Here is a 26,226-nt window from a genome sequence, read left to right as displayed (position 1 = left end):
TGTAGTACTTTTTTGTCTAACCATAAATTCAAGGATTGAGAGAGGTTGGTAAATGAAAAGCCTTTCATCTAAAGAAGGTTTTCTGCATCGCTTCGTCGGTTTTTCAGAGTCGTTCCCCGATCACATTGCCATCAGGAATCTGGACGCGGAAGAAGATACCGTCACTTACCGTGAGTTGCGTATAAAGGCTGAAGAGTGCAATGGCGCACTCTCAGCATTAAATGTATTGCCTGGCGACAAAGTAGCGCTCGTTCTACCCAATGGGGTGGAGTTCATCGCTTACTATTTGGCGATCATCGGTCGCGGTGCGGTTCCGGTCATTCTCAACTACAAACTGACGCCATTCGAAATGAACAGCGTCATCAGCATCGCCAGACCGACGCTGGTAGTGACCACCGAAACGCTGTTCGAGCAGCATAGCGAGACATTTCAGCCTGACTACGGCGTTAAGCACTCCTTGGTGTTGAACGCCGCAAGCGAGCCGTCATCGCCCCTGCCCGACAACGCAACGGCGGACTCTCGGCTTCCCCGACAGACCGAGCCCTTGTTACTGCCCGAAGGCAATCCGATTGTCTCGGTACAGTTCACCTACCGGGGCATCGGTAAACCGCTGGCCGTTTCTCACCGCTACCTTGATTTGACGCAATCGAGTGATGGCCTGCATGAGCAGTTTCATCTTCAAGGTGTCGGTTCCGTTCATCTGGTGACGCTGCCGCTGTATGCCATCTTCGGCCTGTCGGTGATGATGGTTTTCCCCTTGAGTGTGGGCGCCACACTGTTAATGACTAACACCCTGCTCAACAGGGATCTGGCAGAAGTCTTGTCCCAGCATAAGGTCACCTTTGCCTGCCTGGTGCCCGACGTCATTCGCTACTTCAATACACGACTGGCCAAACGCAAGGGCGCGCTGTTGCCGTTGCACCCTCACCTGATGATTTATTCAGGTGGCAGCCATTTACCCGCAGACGAAGCCGAGAAGCTGGGAAGGCTGCTGGGGTGCAATCCGGTGCTGCAAGGCTATGGATTAACCGAGAGCATGCCGGTGATTGTCCAGAGCTCGATTGGCAAGGTCCATCGCGGCGCCATGGGACAACCGATCAGAGGCGTAGAACTAAGGGTCGTCGATGCCGAAGGGCGGGATGTCGCACCTGGACGCATTGGCGAACTGCTGATTCGCGGCTCGATGGTGATTGACGGCTATAACGATGCAGAGGACGCCAATGCCCGGTTCTTCCGTGATGGCTGGCTACACACGGGTGATCTGGTCTGGCGGGACGACGACGGGCATGTGTTCTTCTATTGCCAACGCCTGCGAATCTCGAAGATCAAAGCGCAAATGGTCGATCTGACTGAAATCGAATCCATTGCCCTGAAGCACCCGGATGTGGTGCGCGCGAAAGCTTACATCGTCCCGGACAACAAGGAAGTCAACGTACTGCACCTGTGCGTTGAAGGGGGCGGCGACCTGACCCAGAGCGCTGTCTCTACCCTGCTCTCGCGCTACCTCTCGGGCTTCAAGTTGCCCAAAACCATCGAGATCATCTCTCTCAAGGAAGAGATTCATGCAAGCTAATGGCACACAACCGGTACTGGCCGTGTTTGACTTTGACGGCACATTGACCGACAGACATACGTTCTGGCGCTACATGCGTTATATCGTGGGAACCCGAACGTTTTGGCTCAGGATCATTCCCCTGCTGCCCAAAATGCTCAGTGTAATCGTTGGCATCACGCCATTGATGCAAGCCCGACTGGCATTCATTGCCTGTTATCTGGGCGGTCTGTCCGTTGAGCAAGAACGCGAGCATGCCAAGTATTTCATCAGCGAGCTGCTACCGCTCTGGCTCAGGCCCGAGGCCCTGCGCCGGCTGCAATGGCATCAGTCCATGGGGCATGTCACTGCGCTGGTCAGCAACTCGCCGGAAAACTACCTGATTCCCTGGGGTCAGGCAGCGGGGTTTGACTATGTCTGCGGCACCCGCCTGGCGACTGCGAAGAACAAACTGACCGGCGGAATATCAGGTACCAACTGTGTTGAGAGAGAGAAAGTCACACGGCTCAAGGGCTGTCTGAGCAACCTTGATGACTTTTACATTTATGCCTACGGGGATTCATCCGGTGACGATGCCCTGCTCGGCATTGCCAACTCTCCCTTCTACAGAAACTGGTACTAACCGATGAACACTCTGAGCACTTTGGCCCCCAAGCACTTCAGCCAACCCGGTAATACCCCGACAGTCATGATCGTAGGCGCCGGCCCGATTGGCCTGTCCCTGGCAATCATGCTGAAGAAGTGGGGCGTCTCTTTTCGCATCATTGAAAAGAATGCCGGTCCCTCGACCGCTACCAAAGCGATGGCCATCCATTCCAGAACCCTGGAAATTTTCCGAGATCTGGGAGTTGCCGATCAGGCCATCGGTGACGGATTCACTATCAACCAGTTTTCGGTGCAATCGAACGCCAAACGGGTGCTGAACTACAACTTCTCCTACCTGGACGCCACCTACCCCCTGCTCCTCAGCCTGCCACAACCGCAGACAGAGAAGATTCTGCTTGAGCGACTGAACAAGTTGGGAGCAGATGTTGAATGGAATACCGAGCTGGTCGATATAGAAAACCAGCCGGGCTCGGTGCAGATGACGCTTCAGCATGCGGACGGCAGCGCCGAGTCCTTTTCCAGCCGCTGGGTGGTCGCGTGCGACGGTGCTCGCAGCAACATCAGAAAACGTCTTGATATGACCTTCGAAGGATCGTCCTACGACCGCTTCTTCATGCTCGCCGATGCCGATATCGAGTGGTCTGGAAGCAAGGACGAAGGCGCTTTCTTCCTGGGTGCACAGGACGGTTATGTCGCGGTCGCGCCGATCAGCGCCCAATCCCGTTATCGACTTTTCATCGAGATGCCCTACAACCTGCCACCAGAAGGTGAGCGCCCTTCCTTGAGCCTGGAGAACTTTCAGCGGTTGTGCGAAGGACGCGGGCAAAAGATGACGTTGTCCAATATTTCATCGACCACCATCGCCTCTTTCCAACATCGCCGCGTGCAGTCGTTGCAGCAAGGCTCTGTGTTTCTGGTAGGCGACTCGGCTCATATCGGCAGCCCGATCGGTGGCCAATGGATGAACCTGGGGGTTTCCGAGGCCTATAACCTGGCGTGGAAAATGGCCTATGTCGATCAGGGCCTGGCTGATCCATCGTTGCTGGAAAGCTACAACGAAGAGCGCTACCCGGTGGCCCTGGAAGTCGAGAACACAGCACATCGACTGACCGGACTGATTACCGTCAAGCATCGCGCCCTCGTTTGGCTGCGCGACAATGTTCTGCCACTGATAAGCAACCGGCGCAAGGTTCAGCGCAAACTGCCGTCGATGATTTCCGGTCATCAGTACCACTACGGCAAGAGTGATTACATCCAGGAATCGCTGACGAAAAAGCAGCGCATGAATTGGGATAAAAAAGGCAAGAAACCTGAATTCCAGACGTCGGTGCCTCGCGCCGGGCAACTGGCACCCGATGTCGAGTTGTGGCAACTGCAAGGTATGCCGCCAAAGCGCTTGATCGACTTGTTCCACGGAACGTTCACGCTGTTGATTTTCAGCGCAGCCGATCAGTTTTCCCCGTTGTTGCCGGGCTATTACTCGCTGGCCGAGTCGGTGGAGAAGGACTACCCGGGCATCAAGGCTTATTGTGTTATTGATGCCCTGAGCAGCGCCGAACTGCCTTCTTGGCACTCGACGTTGCTGGACCCCGATTGGCGTCTGCACAAGCGTTACCATGCCAAAGCGGGCACGTTGATGCTGATTCGTCCTGACGGCTACATCGCTTTCCAGGGAGCCGATGCAATAACGCTCTTCACTTATCTGAACGTAAGATCCGGGCTGCTCAAGGGAGCCAGAAAAACAACATCTTCCGAGATCGACGCAGTGGAACTCCAACTTTAAGTCGCTATATGGCTACTGCCAACTTGGTTCATTGATTCACACAAGGCCCAACCCTGGGCCAAGACTTGTTATTTCTTGTTTGTAGAAAATATATACCGACTTTGGTTAGGAGAACCTCATGCGCTTCCAACTCAACGATGTTGTGCAGGAATTCATCGTGTCCAATGGAAAAATAGCCAACAGCTATTTTTCTCTTTCAGAAAAAATCATTGATTCACTGTGCGAGTCCAATATCGCAAAAGAATCAATATTGATGCGTTTGCTGGAGCAGGCCGAATCCGTCACCGCGCATTACTTCAATGCTCACCAACAAGTCCTCGAGGGCGTTTATGCCAATGGGATTGAAGCCCCCGTCAATAAAAACCTTGCGGTGCTGGAGCCCGTACACTCGAACCCGGTAATACTGGAATCGACACCTGTAGTGGAACAAACGCCTGCACTCAACTACGGGCAATGGTTACGCGCCGAAATAAGTACGGTCACCGGATTCAAAAAGGAACAAATCGACTTCGATCAAAGTTTCGAAAGTCTGGGTATCGACTCTCTCGGCATGGTCGATATTTTCGAATCCCTGGCCCAGCACTTCCCGGAAAAGAAAGAGCTCACCTCGCAGCTCTTTGATGCCCCCACTCCTACCGCCTTGCTGGCGCGACTTGAAGCCGATCCGCAGGCACCTGCCGTGGATGTTGAAGCATGGGTACTGGAACAACTGGCGAATATCACCGGTTTTACGGTTGACCAGATCGACCAAAAACAAAGCTATGAAAGCCTGGGCCTGGACTCCCTCGTGCAGCTGGACTTCCTGGAGTCGGTCGTCGCATTGTGGCCGCAACTCAAGGCCAACAGCACTGAGCTGGCCAACGCCAAGTATCCGCAGGCAACAATCGCCCTGATTAAAGCCGCCCTGGCCGCCCCCGAGTCAACATCAACACCCGCTACCGAAGTGCAAGCACCTGCCACAACGGACGCCCAAGGGCAGGCAAGCAACCTGCTTTTCAACTCCCTGTCACCCCTGATCCCGGACGCGCCACAGTCGATCGACATTGAGACGCCCTTTGCACAGTTGGGGCTCAATGGTTTTGCCCGAGAAGCACTCTGCCAATCAATGGCGCAACAGTGTTCTGCCAGCGAGTTTGCCGGTGAAGCACTGATGTCGCGTCGTACGCCGCAGGATGCCTTGTCGCTTCTGGCACGACTGAGCTGAAGCACTGAGCCGCTGTAAAAAATGGCATGGAATCCGGGTGATCGGACAGATCACCCAGCATTTTGGCAATCAGGAGACAGGGTATGAATGGCGCGGTAACAACAGAGGGCGACTTTTGCTTCAGCGCAATGGCCGGCGAGTTTCCCGGGGCACCGTCAACGGATGCGCTTTGGCACTTGCTGTCGGAAGGACAGATAGCGCCTATCAATTCGATGCTGACACGCTGGGAACTGGATAAGGCGTCAATCTATTCAGCAAAGACAGGTGAAAAGGATCGCGTTTACCTGGACAGTGCTTTTTGCCTGAAGGATGACGCTTCAATCCCTTCACGGCATGAAGGACGGCAGGTCGCCATCGGTAAGAAAGTACTGCAGACACTCCTCGCCCAGCTTGCCGGACAAGGCTCGACACTGATCAAGGAACGCACTGCATTGGTGGTCGCAACATCCTGGAGCGACGAGAGTTATTTCGTCACAGGCATGTCCGGAAAAACCGAAGCACCACAGGGCTACACGCCGGGTGAACAAGTGGCTGAACTGGCTGCGGCTTTTGCCTTCGGTGGCCCGGCGTTGTCCGTCGACACTGCCTGTAGTTCGTTTCCCTATGCAATCGACATGGCTCAGGCTCTGGTCAACAGCGGACAGGCGGATAACGCGATTGTCATGGCACTGAACACCGTGCTGCCACCGGCGCTGTTTCTGGGCTTCTCGCAGTTGACCGCCTTTTCCGCCCGGGCCCAAATGCAGGCGTTCGGTCAGGACGCTGACGGTATTGTGCCGGGCGAATGTGCAGTCGCCTTTTTGGTCGAACCGCTATCGCAGGCCCTGATTGCGCAGCGCCGTCCCCTGGGTGTTTTACGGGCATTGGGAATGTCCGCCGATGGCGCCGAAGGTTCGGTGTTTGCGCCTGGCAAACAGGCCCAGTACACGGCTTACCAGCGTGCCTATATCGGTCTGGATCCCAATGACGTGGACTACATCGAAACCCATGGCACCGGTACTCCGCTGGGTGATGCGACAGAGCTGGACTCGCTGAACAGCTTCTTCGCCCCCCATTGCACAGACGGCAAAAAAATCACCATCGGTTCGATCAAGTCCGTCATTGGCCACCCACTGGCCGCCGCTGGAGGCGCTTCGCTCGCCAAAGCGCTGATGATCTTGCGTCACAAAGGGATTCCACCTCAGCCCGACTACCGAACCAGCGCAAAAGTCGACGAGACCAGCCTGCGACTGGCCACAAAGCAGATACAACCCCTCGCGGATCGTCAGTCGGCGATCCGTATAGGCATCTCGAGTTTTGGCTTTGGCGGCGCCAATGCGCATCTGGTGGTGGATGAATATATTCCCGATAACCGCCCTGCCGTCCCTCTAAGCGCCCCCGGCGTGTTGATGCTGGACCTCGCGATTGTCGAGGCTGAAGCAGCGATCGGCAGTCACGGTTCATTGCAGTCATTCAAGCAACAGCTCGATCGGCCGGCAGCGCCATCGGTCAGTTTCCCTTATGGGCGTTTCGTTGATTACTCCCCTGCCCCAGGTCAGCCGTTACTGGGCCAATTCCTGGCGCAGGATCGCGTCATTGATATCGACGGTTTCGGCATGGGCCCCAAACCTCTGGCCCATGTCGATCCGTTCAAGTTGTTGATCACCGATCGCGTCAATCATTTGCTGCGACGCCTGCCGGGTGTGGCCGGCTCACCCGGCACGGCGATGGTCATGTGCTGCAACATGGGTGGGGAACGCTTCAGCAATGCGTACAGCAGCGCTCACAGCTTCTACTCCCAGGCTCAAGGCACGCCACCGGGCGTGGAGGTAGCGGACGTGGCAACCATGTTGCCGAACATGTTGTCCGGCTACCCGACGCAGATTTTTGACTTCAAGGGTTTCCATCAAACACTGGTCGGCACCCCGGGTCTGTTCTGGCAAACCTTGCTGGCGTCGCAGCAATGGTTCAAGAACGGCATAACCACGCTGTTGCTCGGTGCAGGGCGCTTTATCAGTGGTGAAATCGAGATCGAACGTGCCCGGCATTCAGCGACGGTGCAAGGTGAAGGACTGGGGCTGATTGCGCTGCGTCCTTATCAACCAGAGGCCAGCGACAAACCTTTACTGGTGATCCGCGCAGCGGTCCTCGCCCATGCCGCGAACTCGCTGGAAGAGGCTTGCCAACTGCTGGGCAAAAAGCGCAGTCAATACCAGAGCATTGAAGTCTGCGAGCTGCAACCTGATGCGACTCATGCCAGCGGATCCCTGCAAGAAATGACTGGCTTCCTGGCTGAAGCCAGTGGCGTCGAAACCCTGCTGGCGGTGATGTTGAGTGCATCGGCTCACACGGTGATCGAGGTTCGCGAAGCCGGCAAGGCAGTGATGTGGTTGTTTACTGAAAAGCTTCGGGAATGGAGCACGGTGGCCGAACCCGCTCCTGCCATCAAGCATCCCTTTACCCTGCGTTTTGCTCACTCGGCCCACCATGAACTGCAGCCGGTGATCCCGCCTGCCCGTCCTGTCAGCCTTGTCCGCGAACCACAAAACGACGGCGTCGATGTGTTGCAACTCAGCGACATGCTGACCAACACCCTGCTCTCAGGGCTGCGTGTCCGGGTTCGCGCCATGGAGAGTCTTTTCGCCCTGCACCGTGGCACTGAAGCCCAGCGCCCGGCGCACTGGCAACGTCGCCCGGAAAACGTCGTAATCACCAACGTCCAGCGCGGCCCCCAGTCACTGCGTGCCCAGCTCGTGGTGAATGAAGCGCACCCTTATTTCTTCGATCACCCTCTTGATCACATCCCCGGCATTTTATTGCTTGAGGGCGTGTTGCAATTGATTGAACTTGCCATGCCGCCACTGAGTGGACGGGTCGCCTATGTCAAAACCCTGAATATCAAGTTCCAGCAATACGTACAAAAGGAGGGTGTGATCGATCTGCATCTGGAACAGGGTAAAGACCCGCAGGTGTTCAATGCCAAGGTCATGCAAGCCGGAAAGCTGATGTGCACCTGCGTCCTTGGGATGGCCTACAGCTCGGCGTTCGAGAAATCGCCCGCCGGCGAGTTCACGGCCACTCGCTGCCGCGACAAAGCCTTGCTGCACAAGGCCAGGGAAGAAAACGTCATCGTCAGTGACATGAGCGGCATCGCTCAGGGTTTGAGCGTGGACACGCTCAAACTGCCGGATGAGCACTTCTTCCAGGAGGGCGACCCCGAGCACTATTCGATGGTGTATTTCCTCGAAGTTGCCCGCCAGTGCTACATGCAGATTGCCCACAGCCATCTGCGGATTCCACTCAACACTCCGATGAACCTGCTGGCCTTGAGTTTCACCCTGGATCGGCCAATCCCCAGGAACAGTCCGCTGTCATTGGCACCGCAAGCGGGTTTTGACGCACAGCAGCCGTTCAAAACCAACCGCATCTATATCGACCTGTTCAACCGGGGCGAAAAAATCGGTCAAGCCAGCATTACAGCTCAAGTGCTGAGTCAATCCGCACCCGCTGCCTGAGGCACTCAATTGATCCCACTCTCCCGCATGACCGTGCCCCCAACAATCAAGGTGTCGCCGTGAACGATGTCAAAGTGCAAGTCATAGTCAAATCGCCGCGTGCTGAAATCTGGAATATCTGGAGCAATTTTTCAGAAGCGCCGCTATGGGATACCGACGTTCGCCAGTGTGAACTCAATGGCCCGTTTCAACCTGGAACGCGAGGCAAATGCGTCCTCAAAAATGGCCTGAACATGCCGCTGAAACTGGAAGCAGTGAAGCTGCATGAAAGCTATCGGAACACGGCAAGACTGCTTTGGATCGACCTTGAGTTCGATCACCAGATGCGCAGGCTTTCCCCGAATGAAACCCAGGTCATCCATAGCGCGAAGATCTCTGGCCCCTTGAGTTTTTTATACCGCGGGCTGCTACGCAAAATGCTCACCGCGGCAATGACCACCGCACTCCGCAACCTGTGCACGTTGGCTGAACAACGAGCGAATGCCATCAGTACCCCAGGGCTCGAAAAGCCTGGAAAGCATTTGCACCGTGTATGAAATATCCCGGGAGGGAGCGTGTTGAACGCTCGCTCCCGAACACCCCCCCGCTTACTTATCGATAACGGCACACTTCGGACCGAGCATGAACCTATTTAAAAAACCTCAGTATCTCGTGATGGGCGTCATTGGCATGGGCCTTATTGCCCCTGAGTCCAGTTCCGCCGACACGCTCGGCCCCTATGTCAGTGTCATGGGTGGTCTGAACTGGGTGGCTGCGCAGGACCTTAACCAGAACAACCTCGACTTTGTCGAGATGGAATTCAACCAACCGTTACACTCAGGCTACGCCACCGGACTGGCACTGGGCTGGCGATTCCCCATCGGGCTCAGACCTGAAGTGGAACTCAGCTACCGCAAAAACACCCTGACCCAATTCAATAACCGGGTCTATGAAGGCGGCGGGAGCATCGACGGTAAAGGCGAAGAGGAAGCCACCAGCGTCATGGCCAACCTCTGGTATGACGTCTTGAACCTGCCAGCACCTTTCAGTCGGTTCACCCCTTACATCGGCGGCGGCCTGGGTTACACCACGCTGTCGGTCAGTGGCCTGGAAGCCGGCGGCGTCCAGTTCGGCGGCACTCATCGCGACACCGTATCGGCCTATCAACTCGGCGCCGGTATAGGTTACGAACTCACCGAACAATGGTCCATGTCCCTGGATTATCGATACCTCAAGACTCGCGATGCTCACTTCGGTGACATTCAGGGCCTGCCCCAAGGCGATGTGCGTACTGACTACAGCGCCCAGTCATTAATGCTCGGCCTGCATTATTGGTTCTAAGGGGTTAAACAGATCGGCGCCTTGCAAGGCGTCGCTACGGCAAGCCGGTGAAACGCTTCGGCGCAGAGGCTCACCGGCTGATTAACTGACTGACGACCACCCGTTCAAAAATCGATCAAGGCACAAATGAGTTCCTCACTTGATGCCTTGATTCGATACTTGACCCTCTGCCTAACTGCACTTCACAAGCGCAGGAATCACATCGCCGTAGCCGCTTTTTCAATCAGCCGGGCTACCGGTTCCGGGTTTGAAACCATCACGACATGGGAAGCCCCTTTAACGACTTTCACCACCTTGGCCTCGGCTCGCTTGGCCATGAATTCCATGGCCTGCGGTGGAATGTTCTTGTCCTTGTCGCCATAGATGTACCAGGACGGAATGTGCTTCCAGGCAGGAGAACCTGACTGCTCGTTCAGCGCCGCTTCGGTGACCGGGCGCTGAGTCGCCGCCATCAATGCCGCCTGCGCGGCGGGGACGTCAGCGGCGAACTGATCGTGAAACTTGTCCTGCTGGATGTACAAATCCTTGCCGCCATCAGCCAGTGCGACAGGCGCTGCGAGGGCTGGGCCGAGGGTACTCCCCGGGAATTTGCCGGCTAGCCCGGCGACCGTTTCGCCCGCCTCGGGCGCGAAGGCGGCGACATAAACGAGTGCCTTTACATTGGCATGGTCGTTGGCCGCTTCGCTGATGACGTTGCCACCGTAGGAGTGGCCGACCAGCACAACAGGCGACTTGATGCCATCGAGCAACGCAGAAACAGCAGCACCATCGCTCTTCACACTGCGCAATGGATTGGCGGCGGCCACAACAGGGTAGCCATCTTTTTCGAGGATCTTCACCACGCCATTCCAACTCGAAGCATCGGCAAAGGCGCCGTGTACGAGGACGACAGTAGGCTTTTCAGCTTGCGCCGACGCGTTGGCGCCGATGATCAGGCTGGCGGTGCAGGCCAGAGCGGCCATTACTTTTTTCATTGGAAACTCCTTGGGTGGTTGAACTATTGAGCGATGTCTCGATGGAGTTCATTTGACGCCGATCAGGTATCCCGGATGTGTCACCAACCGCCCATAAAAGAAACAGTCCGTATCGACATGCGGCCTGGATACACAAAGATACATTTGCGTCAGAAGTGGTGAAACTTGGCGAACATAAAAAAGAGACCGAAGTTTCTTTTTCCAATTCTCACAGGCTTCACCGTAAGCCAATAGAACAACAACTTTAGTGAAAAACGCGACTCACACTCCGCCCCATTGAAATCGAAGAGATTCCTTTTATCCCCGAAACAGGAATACTCGGAAATTATTCTTCCGATAAATGCATTTATTACCTGTTGCCGCACCACACCTCATTGGATAGTTATTATTTGGGCGCACTTTAACATTCGCACTCTCTACAAATATCACAACACACAAATAACACTTGGACAAACACCAACATGACTCGCTGACTTTTTATAACAATCATTGACACACCTACATGGAAACCCTAAATTAATGGCACTCTGCCAACGCCTAGACGACGCATCAACTTTGTTAAGTTAATGGAATGCTGAGTTTCTAAGTTATTTCATTCCTGGTACAACGCATGAAATATGTAGACGACATTACGAAACTCTTTACACGTTTTGGCGCCAATGCAGAGACTTACCAGGAAATACAACCGAACTATAAAGATTTCAAAGACGACCCGGTTATACCTGCGGTGGCTGAGCCAGAACCGCCGGTCGAGCCGGTGAAAAATACTGCCCCCTCGCCACCATCGCCCAAGTCCCCTCCCCTGACCGAACCACTTGCGAATTCTGCTACGGGTGACCGTCAGCGTTTGAGCGACCTGTTGCGTGAACTCAACCAGGTTCGCCGAGACGGTCTGCCAGAAACGATTCGCAAGCGGACCAAGGCGAAGGTCATTGCCATCGTTTCAGCGAATGGTGGGGTGGGTAAAAGCACCGTCGCCGCTGGCCTCGCGAAAACCCTTCGGCACCCTGGCGGGCGAGTCATCGCGATTGATCTGGACCCTCAGAACGCGCTGTCCAGCCACTTGGGTATCACCCGGCCGGCTCCCGGGCTGATCCAGCTCAAAGAACAGGACGCCGACTGGAGCGCTCATCGCCTGCCGGGCTTTAGCGACAGTGAGTGCCTGCCCTTCGGCACTGGCGAGCTGAACGAACGCCGCTTGCTCAGGCAGATGCTGCTTGAAGATGCTGACTGGTTGAATCAGCACCTTGCGTCGATGAACCTCAGCGAAAACGATACCGTGATCCTGGATACGCCTTCGGGTGCGACCGTCTATTCGCAACAGGCACTCGACGCCGCCGATCTGGTGCTGGTGATGACGGTGGCCGACGCGGCCTCCTACCTGGCACTGGACACCATGACCCAGTGGCTGGAAACCAGCCCGCGACGCGCACAGCGGCAGCGGTATGTGCTCAACCAACGGGATGACTCCCGTGCGTTCAGCAGGGACATGGGCGTGCTGTTTCAGCGACGGCTCGGCGCTAACCTGATCGGGACGATTCGCCTCGATCACCAGTTCAACGAGTCGCTGGCCTATGGTCGGGACCTGTTGCAGTACGCACCTGAGAGCATTGGCTGTCAGGACATTCTGTCGCTATCAGGCGCGGTCCATGCCCTGCTGTTCGCGGATGCTTCCAGCCAGCAGGGCACGCCATGACCGTCCAGCTGAATCAGCTACCTGCAAAGACCTGGTGGTTGCAGAAGCTGCTGGATAGCTTCCAGGATCGCTTTAGCCAATGGCCCCTGCGTTGGCGCCTGGGCCTGAAAATCTCAGGCGGGCTGATTGCAGCATTGTTGGTGCTGGGTATCCTCACTGCACCGCAGAATCTGTATTCCCAGGCCGCGTTTGCCACCGTCTGTTTTGCCGCCAGCCTGATCATCCGCAAGCAAACCGGGCGTCTGGCGATCCTGACCCTGATCACCCTCTCGCTGATCGCTTCGTTGCGTTACATGTACTGGCGCCTGTCCGATACCCTGGACTTCGACAACTGGCAGGATGCCGTATTTGGCTACGGGCTGGTGTTGGCCGAACTGTATGCCTTGCTCGTCCTGGTCTTCGGCTATGTACAGACCGCCTGGCCGTTGCAACGTAAACCGCAGTTTCTGCAGCAGCCACCCGCGCAATGGCCGACGGTGGATGTGTTCATTCCCACCTATAACGAAGCATTGGGTATCGTCAAACTGGTGGTACTCGCGGCTCAGGCCATTGACTGGCCCGAGGGCAAACTGCGGGTGCACGTGCTCGATGACGGACGGAGGGAGGAATTCAAGGCTTTCTGTCAGAAGATTGGTGTCAACTACATCACCCGCGACAACAATCAACATGCCAAGGCCGGCAACCTCAACGAGGCACTCAAAGTCACCGATGGCGAGTTCATTGCCGTATTCGACGCCGACCACGTGCCCACCCGCTCCTTCCTGCAAATCACCATGGGCTGGTTTTTAAAGGACCCGAATCTGGCGTTGCTGCAAACGCCGCACTTTTTCTACTCACCCGATCCGTTCGAAAAAAACCTCGATACCTTTCGCTCGGTACCCAATGAAGGTGAGCTGTTCTACGGCCTGGTGCAGGACGGCAACGACCTGTGGAACGCGGCATTTTTCTGTGGGTCCTGCGCGGTCATCCGGCGGACTCACTTGCTGGAAGTCGGCGGCATCGCCACCGAGACCGTGACCGAAGATGCGCACACGGCACTCAAGCTCAATCGCCGTGGTTTCAACACCGCGTATCTCGCCATTCCACAAGCGGCGGGACTGGCCACCGAAAGCCTTTCCCGACACATCAGCCAGCGCATACGCTGGGCGCGGGGCATGGTGCAGATTTTTCGGACCGACAATCCCTTGTTTGGCAAAGGACTGAACCTGGGGCAGCGCATCTGCTACCTCAACGCCATGATGCACTTTTTCTACAGCCTGCCCCGCCTGGTGTTCTTGACTGCACCATTGGCCTACCTGTTTTTCGACGCGCAGATTTTCCATGCCTCGGCGTTGATGGTCACGGTTTATGTACTGCCGCATATTTTCCATTCCAGCCTGACCAACTCCAGCATCCAGGGGCGCTTCCGCCATTCCTTCTGGAACGAAGTGTATGAGTCGGTGTTGGCCTGGCACATCATGCGCCCGGTACTCCTGGCCCTGATCAGCCCTTCGCTGGGCAAATTCAACGTAACCGACAAGGGCGGCACCGTCGAAAAGGACTATTTCAACTGGAAGCTCGCGCGGCCTTACATCGTCCTGCTGACCTTGAACATGATCGGTCTGGCGATCGGCGTGGTGAAACTGGTCGGGAGTGATTCGGCCGAAGTCACTACCCTGCTGATCAACCTGGTCTGGACCGTGTACAACATCATCATCGTCAGCACCGCCGTGGCGGTGGCCACTGAGTCCTCTCAGGTGCGCAACGAGCCCAGGGTGCCCGCGGATCTGCCCGTGCGCGTCTATCGCGAAGACGGCACATCGTTCGATTGCATAACCCGGGATTTCTCACAAAACGGCGTGGGCCTGGCACTGCCACCGCAAGTTCAGCTCAACGCCAAAGAGAAGCTGCGGCTGTGCATTCTGCGCACACCTCCCTCAAGCCTCTTTCCCGCAACAACGATCTTCAGCAACGACAACGTGGCAGGCGTGAAATTCGAGGGTTTGACCCTGCGCCAGCAAAGTGAACTGGTGCGACTGACCTTTTCACGGGCCGACACCTGGGCCAACACGTGGGGCAACGGCCGCCTCGACGCGCCAATGTCAGCGTTGCGCGAGGTCAGCAGCATTGGCTTGCGCGCCATCCTGCGCTTGTTCGTTGCCACCCTAAAGGACAGCCAGGCGCTGCTGCGCAAACGCCCGGCCACTCCATCACCCATCGACCCCACCGCGGACACGCAACGATCTTGAAGCCTTCCACTCGCCGGACCTTTCCTCCTCGTCGCTCACTCATGCTGCTCGCCTGCTCACTAGTGGGCTGGAGCGACTGGGCGTTGAGTGCTACCACCCCAATCAGCGCCACAGAGCCGGCGGTGATGCCGGTCGCATCGTTGCCAGGGACCGATGCCCCGAGCAATAGCTATACCCGCACCCTCAAGGAGCTGGGCAAAAGCTATTCGATGAACCTTAAAGGCGTGGAGGCTACCGACAGTGTGAATTTCAATGTGCGCGCCGATGAAGTCGTCACGGCTGCGCAGGTCACACTGCAGTACAGCTATTCACCGGCGCTGCTGGCCGATCTTTCGCAAATCAACGTGCTGATCAACGATCAAGTGGCCGCCAGCCTGCCCCTCCCGAAGGAAGAGGCCGGTAAATTGCAGACCCGGACCGTGCAGATTCCGCCGCAGACCATCACCGAATTCAACCGGCTCAGCCTGCAGTTCATCGGTCACTACACGATGCAATGTGAAGACCCTCTGCACTCCAGCCTGTGGGCCAAGATTGGCAACGAGAGCCAGCTGAGCCTCCAGGTGTCCTCGATTAAGCAGCCCAACGACCTGTCCGCTCTGCCTCTGCCCTTGTTCGATCGTCGAGATGCTTCGCCCCTGAAGCTGCCCTTCGTGTTCACTGCGCGTCCGGGTGGCCCTGAGCTTGAGGCCGCCGGTATCCTGTCGTCCTGGTTTGGCGCCCTGGCCAGCTACCGCGGCGCAACCTTCCCCGCCAGCCTCACCAGCCTGCCGGCCAAAGGCAACGCCGTGGTGTTTGTCAGCGGCAACGAATCAACGGCCTTGAGTGGCTTACCGATCAAAGAAGCCACGGGGCCGACATTGACACTCGTGAGCAACCCGAATGATGCTCAGGGCAAACTGTTGATCGTCTCCGGGCGCGATGGCGCCGACCTCAAGGTCGCCGCGACAGCACTGGCCCTCGGTGGCTCGGCTTTTTCCGGGCACAGCGTGGTGATCGACCGGATCGACTCGCTCAAGCCACGCCGACCGTACGACGCGCCTAACTGGCTGCCCTCCGACCGCCCGGTTCGCCTGGGTGAACTGGCGAACCCCGCAGAACTCAATGTGTCAGGTTACAACCCGGGACAAATGACGGTTGCGCTGCGCTTGCCACCCGACCTGTTTAACTGGCGTGAGCCCGGCGCACAACTTGACCTGAAATACCGCTATACGCCGCAGCCGGTCTCGACCAATTCCTCGTTGCTGGTCAACTTCAACGATACCTTCATCAAGTCGATCGATCTGCCTTCGATCGAGAAACTCGGCAACAGCGACAGCCTGCTGGCGATGCTCAAAACCGACGACAGCCTGGCCCGCACGTCGCGCATGCTATTGCCGCTCAATTCCGTAGCGCTGCAATCACGCCTGCAATTTCGCTTTATGTATGACTACATCAAACAGGGCGACTGCCGCGACATCATCATCGACAACATGCGCGGTGTGATCGACCCGGACTCGACCCTGGACCTCAGCCAATACGAACACTTCATGGCCATGCCCAACCTCGGGGTGTTCAAGGACAGCGGCTTCCCGTTCACCCGCATGGCCGACCTTTCTGAAACATCGGTGATCCTGCCCAACGAGTCAGGCCCGGCCGATCTGAGCGCCTATCTGACCGTGCTGGGCCGCTTCGGCGACTCCACCGGTTATCCGGCCACCGGCGTAAAGGTGGTCCACGCCGACCAGGTGGCCGAGCAACGCGACCGGGATTTGCTGGTGCTCGCCTCGGGCAACAATCAGCCGCTGCTGGAGCAATGGCAAAGCCTGCTGCCGGCCAAGGACGAAGCTGCTGTGCAGTACTTTGAACTGTCTGACCTGCCCTTGCGTCTGCGCAACTGGATCAGCCCGGATACGAAAACCAATCTGCGTGAAGCACGCAACAGCTTCAGGTTCAGTGCTGACGACGGCAGTGCTTATCTGACTGGATTCGAATCGCCGCTCAAGAGTGGGCGCAGTGTGGTGTTTATCGCCAGCGCAAGGCCCAACGGCTTGGCCGACGTGACCAACGCCCTGCTCAGCAGCGAAGAAAACGCCCACGAGTTGCAAGGCAGTCTGGTGGTGGTCAAGGGTAAGCATGTCAAATCGCTGGTCGCCGAACAGGACTACTACGTCGGGAGCCTGGGGCCATTGCGCTATCTGCAGTGGTACCTCTCGCAAAACGTATTGGCGCTCATGCTGTTCACGCTCCTCGGGGTCCTGTTGTTTGCTTCGATGACCTACCTGGCCCTGCGCCTACGGGCCAAACGTCGTCTTGGTCAATAAGCCGCGCATGCCTGTGTCGTCCATGAGCAGCCCGAGAGTTTCACTTCGCCAATGCCTGCGCGATAACGCGCGCAGGTTGAGCGTTGTGCTTGCGCTCGCCCTGCCGGTGCCTGCGATAGCCGCTACAACTCCCTGTGAGTTGCCGGCCTGGCCACTGTGGCAAACCTATGCAACGCGCTTCGTCCAGGCCGACGGCCGGGTTCTGGAATCGAGCCTGGAGAACAATCACAGCACTTCTGAAGGGCAATCCTACGGCATGCTCTTCGCACTGATCGGCAACGATCAGGCACGCTTTGACAAACTCTGGCGCTGGACATCAGCCAACCTCGCAGGCTCCGCCACCGCCACTCGCCTGCCAGGCTGGTTATGGGGGCAAGGCACGGACGGTCAGTGGCGCCTGCAGGACGCCAATTCGGCTGCCGACGCCGACCTGTGGATCGCCTACGCCCTGCTCGAAGCCGCACGCCTGTGGCATCGGTCAGACTATCGCCAGGATGCCCTGCACCTGATGGCGACGATTGAAGCGCAATTGGTCGTCACGCTGCCCGGGCTGGGTCCGATGGTATTGCCTGGACCACAGGGCTTCGTCCTGCCGGATGCTCTCTGGCGCCTGAACCCCAGTTACCTGCCACTGCCACTGTTACGGCGGCTGGCCAAGGAAGCTCCCAACGGGCCCTGGCAAGCGATTGCCAACAACACCGCGACGATGATTGCCCAATCAAGCCACCACGGTTTTGTCGCTGACTGGGTCGGTTATCAAGGCACTTCAGCGCAATCGGGTGTCTTCGTCAGCGACCCGATCAACGGCGACACGGGCAGCTACGATGCCATTCGCGCGTACCTCTGGCTGGGCATGAGCGACACCTCCGAACCGCTGGCAGCGCTCCTGCTCAAACGGCTGGACGGCATGGCTCGCAGCACTGTCGCGACGGGTTCCCCCCCGGAAACAGTCCGGATTCTCCACGGCAGTGTCCAGGGTCAGAGCCCGTTCGGATTCTGGGCTGCACTGATTCCCTACCTTGAGGCCAAGGGGCATCCCCGGTTGGCCGATCAACAACGCCAGCGCGTGGAGCTCGCCTTGCAAGAGGCGCTGGCCAGGCCTGATGCCGACGCCAGTCCGCCGCGTTACTACAACTTCATGCTTAGCCTGTTCGCGCTCGGCTGGGCAGATAAACATTACCGATTCCGGGAAGACGGAACGCTGAAACTCTCCTGGGAGACCGCATGCACGCGCACCACCGCACGCTAGCCATCGCCGTCATGAGCGCCTGGACGGCGGCTGCACACGCTCAAAGTCCGACGCCACAGACGTTACTCGTCGAGCAAGGGCAGTACTGGCAGTCGCACAACAACCCTCAACGCGCTGCGGAAGTCTGGCAGAAAGTCCTGCTGCTGGACCCGGTCCAGGTTGACGCACTCTATGGCCTGGGCTTGATCGGCGTGCAACAGGGCAAGCCACAACAGGCGCAGCAATACCTCGCCCGCTTGCAAGCCATCCAGCCAACGCCTCGGCAGGCTCTGCAATTGGCGCAGGACATCGGCGTGGCCCAACCGCAGAACCAGCAGCGCCTGGAAGAGGCTCGGCGCCTCGTCGATGCCGGTGAGCGTGACAAGGCGACCGCCGTGTTTCGCTCGCTGTTCGATGGCCGCCCACCTCAAGGTACGATCGGCCGCGAGTATTACAACAACCTTGCCTTCAATCAGGCTGACTGGACTGAAGCACGCAGCGGATTCCAGCGCCTGCAACGCGAGATGCCCAACGACTCGATCGTCGCGCTGTTTTACGCCAAGCATCTGGTTCGCCGTGAAGACAGCCGTGCCGAGGGCATTCGTGCACTGGCCGCGCTGACCCAGCGTACCGACATTGCCGGTGATGCCGACGAAAGCTGGCGCCTGGCGCTGACCTGGATCGGTCCGCCCAATCCGGCACAAGTGCCGTTGTTCGAGGCGTACCTCAAGACGCATCCGGATGACGTGGAAATCCGCGCGCAGATGAACAAGGGCAAGCAACAGGCGGCAACGACGGCCAGCAAGGAATGGCAACCGCCCGCCGAAGTCGCGCGCGGTCTGAAGGCGCTCAAAGCAGGCGATCAGGCCACCGCCGAGCAGGCGTTTCAAGCACGCTTGAAAACCCAGCCCGATGACGCTGACGCGCTCGGCGGCCTTGGGGTTATTCGCCAGCAGCAACAGCGACTGGCCGAAGCGGAAAAGCTCCTGGGTCAGGCCACGCGACAACACAACGGCAGCCACTGGCAAGTGGCACTGAACGAAGTGCGCTACTGGTCTGCGTTGCAGCAAGCCCGCGATGCCCAGGCCAAAGGCCAGACAGCCCAGGCACAGGCCTTGGTGAACCAGGCGCTGCGGCAGAATCCAAACGGGGCGGATGCTCTCCTCGCCCTGGCGGATATTCAGGCCAGCGCGGGCCAGTTCGATGACGCGCAGCGCAACTATCGGCAAGTTTTGAATCTGCGCCGCGACGACCCTCGAGCACAGGAAGGGTTGGTCAATGTGCTGCTCAAGAGCGGCAAGAACGATGAAGCCCTGCAACTGATCAACAGCCTGCCAGCCACCGGACAGGCAAAGACCGGCCAGTCCGCACGCCTGCAAGCCTTGCGCGCGACGCAACTGGCCGCCCTCGCCGAACAACGCAACGACCTGCCCGCTGCGCGTAACGCCTTGCAAGACGCGCTGCGCTACGAACCGGACAACGTCTGGACACGTTTCGCCCTGGCCCGCCTGAACCTGGCAATGGGCGAACCGCAAAAGGCTCGGGACCTGATCAACACCATGCTCCAGGCCCACCCCGACAATGCCGATGCGCTTTACGTCAGCGCCTTGCTGTCGGTCCAGATGGGTGAGTGGAAAGCCGCCCAGGCAACCTTGGGACGCTTGCGCCCCGACCAGCGCACCCCGGACATGGAAGCACTGGCCGCTGATGTCAGCCTCAACCTGCAACTCAGCCAGGCGATCGGGTTGGGCAAGCGCGGACAGCGTCAGGAAGCCCTGACCTTGCTCGATCGTATTCAGCCGATGACCAAAAACAGTCCAGATCGCACGGCGAGTCTGGCCTCGGCCTATGTCGACATCGGCGAGCCGACCCGGGCGCTGGCCCTCATGCGCGGCCAGTTGCAACACACCGCTGCGCCCTCGGCGGACTTCATCCTGCAATACGCGGCGGTCCTGCTTGAGTCCGGAGAAGACGCGCAGGTCAACGAGATTCTGCGCGACCTTCAGAACAAGCCCTTGAACGCACCGACTCGCAAGCGTTTCGACGACCTGCTCCATCTCTATCGCATCCGCCAGGCTGACCATCTACGCGAACAAGGCAATCTGGCCAGCGCTTATGACACGCTGGCGCCCGCACTGGCGCAACGTCCCGGTGACAGCGCCGCCGTCGCGGCGCTGGCGCGAATGTATTCGGCCAACGGCGACACGGCAAAAGCCCTCGAACTCTACAAACCGCTGTTACAGCGTCAACCAAACGACCCACAGCTGCTGTTGGGTGCCGCCGATGCGGCGGTGTTGGCACATGACACAGGCTTTGCCGAACAGGCACTGCAACAGCTGCTCAAGACCGAATCCGGCAACCCTCAAACGCTGACCGAGGCCGCACGTCTCTACCAGAACATGGGCAAGACCGGCACGGCGACCGATCTGCTGCGCAAGGCAGTGGCCATCGAGCAGAGCGAGAAACGCAGAAACCAGAGCGGCCAACTGGCCGGTTCGACAGTGGCGCCCAACCCTTTTGCGGGGGTGTCGGGGCCACGTAGCGAGGTCAGTCGCGACGCCTTGCTGGCAGCGATCCCGCCACCGGCTCAGGAGATGCCGGGCGGCGTGAGGTCTAACAGCCCTTTTGGCATCGACGCCCTGCCAAGGCCCCAGCAGGCGAGCAATCCATTCGAGTCGCAGTTGCCGCGCGCAGCACTGGTGAGTGAAGACATCAGCCCCGCGCAACTGGCGCTGAATAAAATCCTTCAGCAGCGCAGTGCCTACGTCACCCAGGGCGTGAGCATTCGCAGCAACAACAGTGAGTCGGGGTTGAGCAAACTGACCGATATTGAAACGCCGCTGGAAATCAATATCCCGCTGGATGAAAGCCGCGTCGCCCTGCGCGTGACACCGGTCTCGCTGAACGCCGGCAGTGCCAGCGGCGAAGCACTGCAGCGCTTCGGTAGCGGTGCGCAGAGCGAAGGCGCCGACTCGCAAAAAGCCGAGGGTGTCGGTCTTTCCGTCGCTATTCAACGGCCCGCGGATGGGCTCAAGGCCGATCTCGGCACCACCCCGCTCGGTTTCAAATACACCACTGCCACGGGCGGCATCAGCGTTGATCGCCCCATAAGCGACTCTTCTAATGTCCGCTATGGGGTGAGCGTTTCCCGGCGTCCGGTGACTGACAGCGTCACCTCGTTTGCCGGCACCACGGACAAACGCAGCGGGCAGTCCTGGGGCGGTGTGACCGCCAACGGCGGGCGCGGCCAGTTGAGCTATGACGACAACGAAGTCGGCGCCTATGGCTACGCCTCCTGGCACCAGCTATTGGGCAACCATGTCGAATCCAACAGCCGCAGTGAACTGGGCAGCGGTGTCTACTGGTACCTGCAAAATGCAACGGACAGCAAGCTGACCGTCGGCCTGAGCATGACCGGCATCAGCTACGCGAACAATCAGGACTATTTCACCTATGGCCACGGCGGCTATTTCAGCCCGCAGACGTTCTTCGCCCTGGGCGTACCGGTGACCTGGGCACAACGCACCGGGCGCTTGACGTATCAAGTCAAGGGCTCGGTCGGCGTGCAGCATTTCGAGCAAGACAGTGTCGACTATTTCCCGACCGACAAAGCCCAGCAGGCGGCCTCGGGCCTGCGTTACGCCGGGCAAAACAAAACCGGGATCGGCTACAGCGTCGCCGCGGCCGCTGAATACAAGGTCGCTTCGAACTTCCTGCTGGGCGCCAATCTGGGCCTGGACAACGCCCACGACTACCAACAATTCAGCGGCGCCCTGTCTTTGCGTTACCTGTTCGAGGACATCAGCGGCCCCATGAGCTTGCCGGTCAGTCCGTACGCCTCACCTTATTCCAACTGATCATTCTGGAGTTTCCGATGCCCACTTCTGCCCTTGCCGGCCTGACGCTCCTTGTTCTTGGGGAGAGCCATATGAGCCTCGCGGACCACTTGCTGGAGCCGCTGCACGACAACCTGACTCGCCAAGGCGCCCTGGTTCACTCCATCGGTGCCTGTGGCGCCAGCGCCGGCGACTGGCTGATCAGTAAAAAGGTCGACTGCGGTGCCGAGCGCAAAGGCAACGACAAGATGGTGATCAAGGGCCGTGACGCCACCACCACACCGATCCAGGACCTGATCGCCGCCGACAAGCCCGACCTGGTGGTACTGGTCATCGGCGACACCATGGCGTCCTATGACAAGCCCGTATTTCCGAAGGCCTGGGCATGGCAAAGCGTCACCGGCCTGGCCAAGGCTATCGCGGCCACCGGGACCCGTTGTGCCTGGGTAGGCCCGGCCTGGGGCAAAGCCGGTGGCATGTACCAGAAGAATGATGCCCGTACCCAGTTGATGTCGCAGTTTTTAGCCGCGAACGTGGCGCCTTGCACCTACATCGATTCGCTGACGTTCTCCAAACCCGGGCAGTGGATCACCACTGATGGGCAGCACTTTACCGTCGCCGGTTATCAAGCCTGGGGCACTGCGATTGGTGGTGCGTTGGCCAAGTTGCCCGCCGACACTGTCAGCAGCACAGGAGCCGGCAAATGACTCGATCCGCATGTGGCTGGGCGCTGTTCGCGCCCTTGTTGCTGAGCCTGAACGCCCAGGCCGCCGACATTGCCCTGTACCCGACGGGCCCGGATCAGGACTCGGCCTTCTTGCGCTTTATCAACGCCGCCGACCGCCCCTTGCAGCTGCTGGCCGAAGGCTCGCGGGCCAGCCTCAGGCTCGCGGGTTCGAATGCCGTGTCCGACTACCTGCCCGTGCCCGCCAACCAGCCGATCAAGGGCACCCTGGAACGCAACGGCAAAAGCCAGCCGCTGGACATCCAGGTGGCAGCAGGCGAATTCGCCAGTGTGATCGCTTTGCCAGACAGCGCTAAAGGTATCCGCCAGGTCGTCATCCGTGAGCAACCCGACGATTTCAATAGCCTGAGAGCCTCGCTGGCGTTTATCAGCGCCGATCCAGCGTGCACCCAGGCCGGTTTGCGTGCTGCGGGGAAAAACACCGACCTGTTCAAGGAGGTGGCCGACGGCAGCGTGCAACGCCGAGCGATCAACCCGGTCAGCCTGTCGGTTCAATTGGTCTGCGCCCAAACCAACGTCGGCGCCCCACTTGACCTCGGCCAGCTCAAGGCCGGCGAACGCTACAGTGTTGTGCTGCTACCTGGTGCAAATGGCCCGCACCTGTTGCTCGCGACTGACGTCCTGGCCCACTGATCGGATCGCACCACCACCATGGTTTTTGCCTCTCTCGAGTTTCTGACGTTGTTCCTGCCGCTGTTCTTGTGCAGCTATGCAGTGTGCCCAGCCGCCTGGCGCAACGTCACGTTACTGATCGGCAGCTGGCTGTTCTATGGCTGGTTGAGCCCTCGGTTCCTCGCAGTGCATGTGGTGCTGACGATCACAGCGTGGGCCGGCGGCTTGCTGATTGACGCCTTGCGGGAAAAAGACAAGGGCCGCGTGCGGCTACTCGTGACATTGATCGTGCTCAACACGGCGGTGCTGTGCTGGTACAAGTACGCCAACATCGTCGCCGGTACGTTGATCGATGCCCTTGCCTGGTCTGGCGCCATGCCGCTGGACTGGCAGCGAGTCATCATGCCGGCCGGGCTATCGTTTATCGTCTTGCAGGCGATTTCCTATCTGGTGGATGTACACCGCCGTACCGTGCCGGCCGAACGCAGCTTCATTAATTACGCCACCTATATTTCGATGTTCGGCCATTCGGTCGCCGGTCCCATCATTCGCTATGACTGGGTTCGGCGTGAGCTGAATCAGCGTCACTTCAACTGGCAGAATTTCTCGCTGGGCGCACGCCGGTTCATGGTCGGGATGAGCATGAAGGTCCTGGTGGCCGACACCCTGTCGCCGGTGGTCGATGTGGCGTTCAATGTGCAGAACCCAAGTTTCTCTGACGCCTGGATCGGCTGCCTTGCCTACTCCTTGCAACTGTTCTTCGACTTCGCCGGCTACAGCGCCATGGCCATTGGCCTTGGATTGATGCTGGGCTTCCACTTTCCCGAGAACTTCAACCGTCCCTATCTGGCCAACAGCATCCAGGACTTCTGGCGCCGCTGGCATTTGTCGCTGTCCAGCTGGCTGCGTGACTATCTGTATATTTCGCTGGGTGGCAATCGCAACGGTACCTGGAAAACCTATCGCAACCTGTTCCTGATCATGGCCATCGCCGGCCTCTGGCACGGTGGCGATAGCTGGAATTATCTGCTGTGGGGCAGCGCCCATGGCATTGCGTTGTGTGTGAATCGTGTCTGGAACAGCTCTACCCTGCCCCCGTTACAGCCAGTGTTTTCCCATGGGCTGACCCTGCTGTTCGTCTGCCTGGCCTGGACACTGTTCCGCGCCCCCGACTTTCACAGCGCGCTGAGCCTGTATGCCGGACAGTTCGGGCTGCAAGGTATTGCCCTCGGTGACGAACTGTCCGCGACCCTACGCCCGGTACACGGCCTTGCGGGTTTGCTGGGGGTGTTCGGTGTCGTTGCACCGTTGTTGCACCCTTACTGTGAGAAACGACTGGGCGGCCTATTGCTCCACACCACCGCCCTTTGGCCCATCGCCGGTTTCATGCTGTCGTTCGCACTGATCGCCAGTCGCGAAACCGTACCCTTCCTGTACTTCCAATTCTGATGACAACCCTAAAGCCTCCCCCGCTCCCTACTCAGCCAGATGATTTGGCGATTCGCAGCAGTCGGTTGGCAGGCGTGGCGCTGCTGATATTCCTGTTCGTCGGACTGCTGTCCTCTGGCCGTCTGATCGTTTCAGGGCAGATCTCACTGTTACCCGGTGAAGTGCTGACCTCGCAGATTCTTGATGGCGATATCACTCATCGACTCGCCAAGGAACTGTCGAACGCTCACCTCCCCACGACCTTCGCCGAGCTGGAGCGCGGAGTCAGTTGGCTGCTCCTGAACGACACCGGGCCGAGGGTTCGCTCAGGCTGTCCTGGCTGGTTGTTTTTGGCCGATGAGCTCAAGGTTAATCATCAAGCGCAGCGCAATGCCGATGCAAAAGCCCAGGCCGTGATTGACCTGAAGCAGCAGCTCTCCCAGCGTGGTATCAGCCTGCTGGTGGTCATCGTTCCAGACAAGAGCCGCATCGCTTCCGAGCAGCGTTGCACACTGCACCGCCCAGCTGCTCTCGAAGGACGCATCCAGGCCTGGACCTCAAAGCTGGATGCGGGTGGCGTGTCGAATCTGGACCTGACCGCTGCGCTGACGCCACTGGGGGCCAGTGCCTGGTTGCGCACCGATACGCACTGGAGCGAATCCGGCGCGAAGGCGGCGGCCGATGCCATCACACAGCGCCTGAAGACCCTGGGCATCAGCGCCACGCCAAGCAGGTCGTTCAACGAGCATCATGCCCCGCTCGCGGTTCGACCTGGCGATCTGGTCCATCTGGCGGGCATCGACTGGCTGCCGCTCAAATGGCAACCCGCACCCGACATGGTCGCCCAAACCAGCACCCACGAACTTCCCGCTGCGTCAGCCGCCAACCCTGACACTGAGGCAGACCTTTTTGGCGATGCCGACCTCCCCAACACCGCGCTCATCGGCACTTCATTCTCACGCAACTCCAACTTCGCAGGGTTTCTGCAGCAGGCACTGGGCGCCCCCGTGGGTAACTTCGCCAAAGACGGTGGAGCGTTCTCTGGCGCTGCAAACAGCTACCTCAGCAACCCGGCCGCCAAAGAAACGCCGCCAAAGCAAATCATCTGGGAAATCCCGGAGCGGGACCTGCAATCGGCGTACGTCGACCCCATTGCCTATCGCTCTTTGCGGTAGGCCAATCACACCTGGCTGAAGGCAATCTTCGCCAGCTCGCCCCGT

Annotated in this window: 17 protein-coding genes; 16 read left to right on the top strand and 1 reads right to left on the bottom strand. The window is 58.6% G+C overall.

Annotated features, from left to right (window positions below; translation table 11 throughout):
- Nucleotides 1-52: 52 nt before the first annotated feature.
- The 7 genes from AC1RL4_RS02245 (at nt 53) to AC1RL4_RS02215 (ending at nt 9,959) form a co-directional block, all read left to right on the top strand.
- A complete protein-coding gene (locus AC1RL4_RS02245) occupies nt 53-1,573 on the top strand; it encodes a class I adenylate-forming enzyme family protein (protein WP_230172225.1) in 1,521 nt (506 codons plus the stop codon).
- Nucleotides 1,563-2,174: an HAD-IB family hydrolase gene (locus AC1RL4_RS02240; RefSeq protein ID WP_019578645.1), complete on the top strand. Its 612-nt coding sequence runs from the start codon at nt 1,563-1,565 to the stop codon at nt 2,172-2,174. The genes AC1RL4_RS02245 and AC1RL4_RS02240 overlap by 11 nt, the downstream gene beginning before the upstream one ends.
- A gap of 3 nt (nt 2,175-2,177) precedes the next feature.
- Nucleotides 2,178-3,941 carry an FAD-dependent monooxygenase gene (locus AC1RL4_RS02235; RefSeq protein WP_019578644.1) on the top strand — a complete coding sequence of 588 codons (1,764 nt, stop codon included), beginning with the start codon at nt 2,178-2,180 and terminating at the stop codon, nt 3,939-3,941.
- Nucleotides 3,942-4,059: 118 nt separating this feature from the next.
- Nucleotides 4,060-5,145, top strand: coding sequence for an acyl carrier protein (locus AC1RL4_RS02230; RefSeq protein WP_096480337.1), 1,086 nt, complete (start codon nt 4,060-4,062; stop codon nt 5,143-5,145).
- Nucleotides 5,146-5,228: 83 nt separating this feature from the next.
- The gene (locus tag AC1RL4_RS02225) at nt 5,229-8,639 is read left to right on the top strand and encodes a polyketide synthase family protein (protein ID WP_230172218.1); all 3,411 of its coding nucleotides are present in this window, start codon (nt 5,229-5,231) and stop codon (nt 8,637-8,639) included.
- Nucleotides 8,640-8,698: 59 nt separating this feature from the next.
- Nucleotides 8,699-9,175: an SRPBCC family protein gene (locus tag AC1RL4_RS02220; protein WP_019578642.1), complete on the top strand. Its 477-nt coding sequence runs from the start codon at nt 8,699-8,701 to the stop codon at nt 9,173-9,175.
- Between the two features lie 85 nt (nt 9,176-9,260).
- The gene (locus tag AC1RL4_RS02215; protein ID WP_096480339.1) at nt 9,261-9,959 is read left to right on the top strand and encodes an outer membrane protein; all 699 of its coding nucleotides are present in this window, start codon (nt 9,261-9,263) and stop codon (nt 9,957-9,959) included.
- A 197-nt stretch (nt 9,960-10,156) separates the two neighbouring features.
- Here AC1RL4_RS02215 and AC1RL4_RS02210 read toward each other — a convergent pair whose 3' ends face one another.
- The gene (locus AC1RL4_RS02210; RefSeq protein ID WP_096480340.1) at nt 10,157-10,933 is read right to left on the bottom strand and encodes an alpha/beta fold hydrolase; all 777 of its coding nucleotides are present in this window, start codon (nt 10,931-10,933) and stop codon (nt 10,157-10,159) included.
- Nucleotides 10,934-11,543: 610 nt separating this feature from the next.
- Here AC1RL4_RS02210 and bcsQ point away from each other — a divergent pair.
- Genes bcsQ through AC1RL4_RS02165 form a run of 9 tightly spaced genes read left to right on the top strand, consistent with a single transcriptional unit; the run spans nt 11,544 to nt 26,181 of the window.
- On the top strand, nt 11,544-12,629 hold the full coding sequence (bcsQ, locus tag AC1RL4_RS02205) for a cellulose biosynthesis protein BcsQ (RefSeq protein WP_230172216.1): 1,086 nt from the start codon (nt 11,544-11,546) through the stop codon (nt 12,627-12,629).
- Nucleotides 12,626-14,857, top strand: a complete 2,232-nt coding sequence (bcsA, locus tag AC1RL4_RS02200; protein ID WP_028940799.1) for a UDP-forming cellulose synthase catalytic subunit — start codon at nt 12,626-12,628, stop codon at nt 14,855-14,857. Before bcsQ ends, bcsA begins: the two co-directional genes overlap by 4 nt.
- Nucleotides 14,854-17,157, top strand: a complete 2,304-nt coding sequence (bcsB, locus tag AC1RL4_RS02195; RefSeq protein ID WP_290371264.1) for a cellulose biosynthesis cyclic di-GMP-binding regulatory protein BcsB — start codon at nt 14,854-14,856, stop codon at nt 17,155-17,157. Before bcsA ends, bcsB begins: the two co-directional genes overlap by 4 nt.
- Nucleotides 17,158-17,164: 7 nt before the next feature.
- Complete coding sequence (gene bcsZ, locus AC1RL4_RS02190) at nt 17,165-18,406, top strand: cellulose synthase complex periplasmic endoglucanase BcsZ (RefSeq protein ID WP_230172212.1); 1,242 nt, start codon at nt 17,165-17,167, stop codon at nt 18,404-18,406.
- Entirely contained in the window at nt 18,382-22,242 is a 3,861-nt protein-coding gene (locus AC1RL4_RS02185; protein WP_230172210.1) for a cellulose biosynthesis protein BcsC, read from the top strand. Before bcsZ ends, AC1RL4_RS02185 begins: the two co-directional genes overlap by 25 nt.
- Before the next feature lie 17 nt (nt 22,243-22,259).
- The gene (locus AC1RL4_RS02180; RefSeq protein ID WP_026286561.1) at nt 22,260-22,928 is read left to right on the top strand and encodes an SGNH/GDSL hydrolase family protein; all 669 of its coding nucleotides are present in this window, start codon (nt 22,260-22,262) and stop codon (nt 22,926-22,928) included.
- A complete protein-coding gene (locus AC1RL4_RS02175) occupies nt 22,925-23,599 on the top strand; it encodes an alginate O-acetyltransferase AlgF (RefSeq protein ID WP_096480346.1) in 675 nt (224 codons plus the stop codon). Before AC1RL4_RS02180 ends, AC1RL4_RS02175 begins: the two co-directional genes overlap by 4 nt.
- An 18-nt stretch (nt 23,600-23,617) precedes the next feature.
- Entirely contained in the window at nt 23,618-25,027 is a 1,410-nt protein-coding gene (locus tag AC1RL4_RS02170; RefSeq protein ID WP_028940804.1) for an MBOAT family O-acyltransferase, read from the top strand.
- Nucleotides 25,027-26,181 carry an alginate O-acetyltransferase AlgX-related protein gene (locus tag AC1RL4_RS02165; protein ID WP_230172208.1) on the top strand — a complete coding sequence of 385 codons (1,155 nt, stop codon included), beginning with the start codon at nt 25,027-25,029 and terminating at the stop codon, nt 26,179-26,181. The genes AC1RL4_RS02170 and AC1RL4_RS02165 overlap by 1 nt, the downstream gene beginning before the upstream one ends.
- Nucleotides 26,182-26,226 lie beyond the last annotated feature (45 nt).

Source organism: Pseudomonas sp. GW822-FHT07A10, assembly GCF_058798795.1.
The sequence above is the reverse complement of the archived record's forward strand: the minus strand, read 5'-3'. Positions and strand labels throughout refer to the sequence as shown.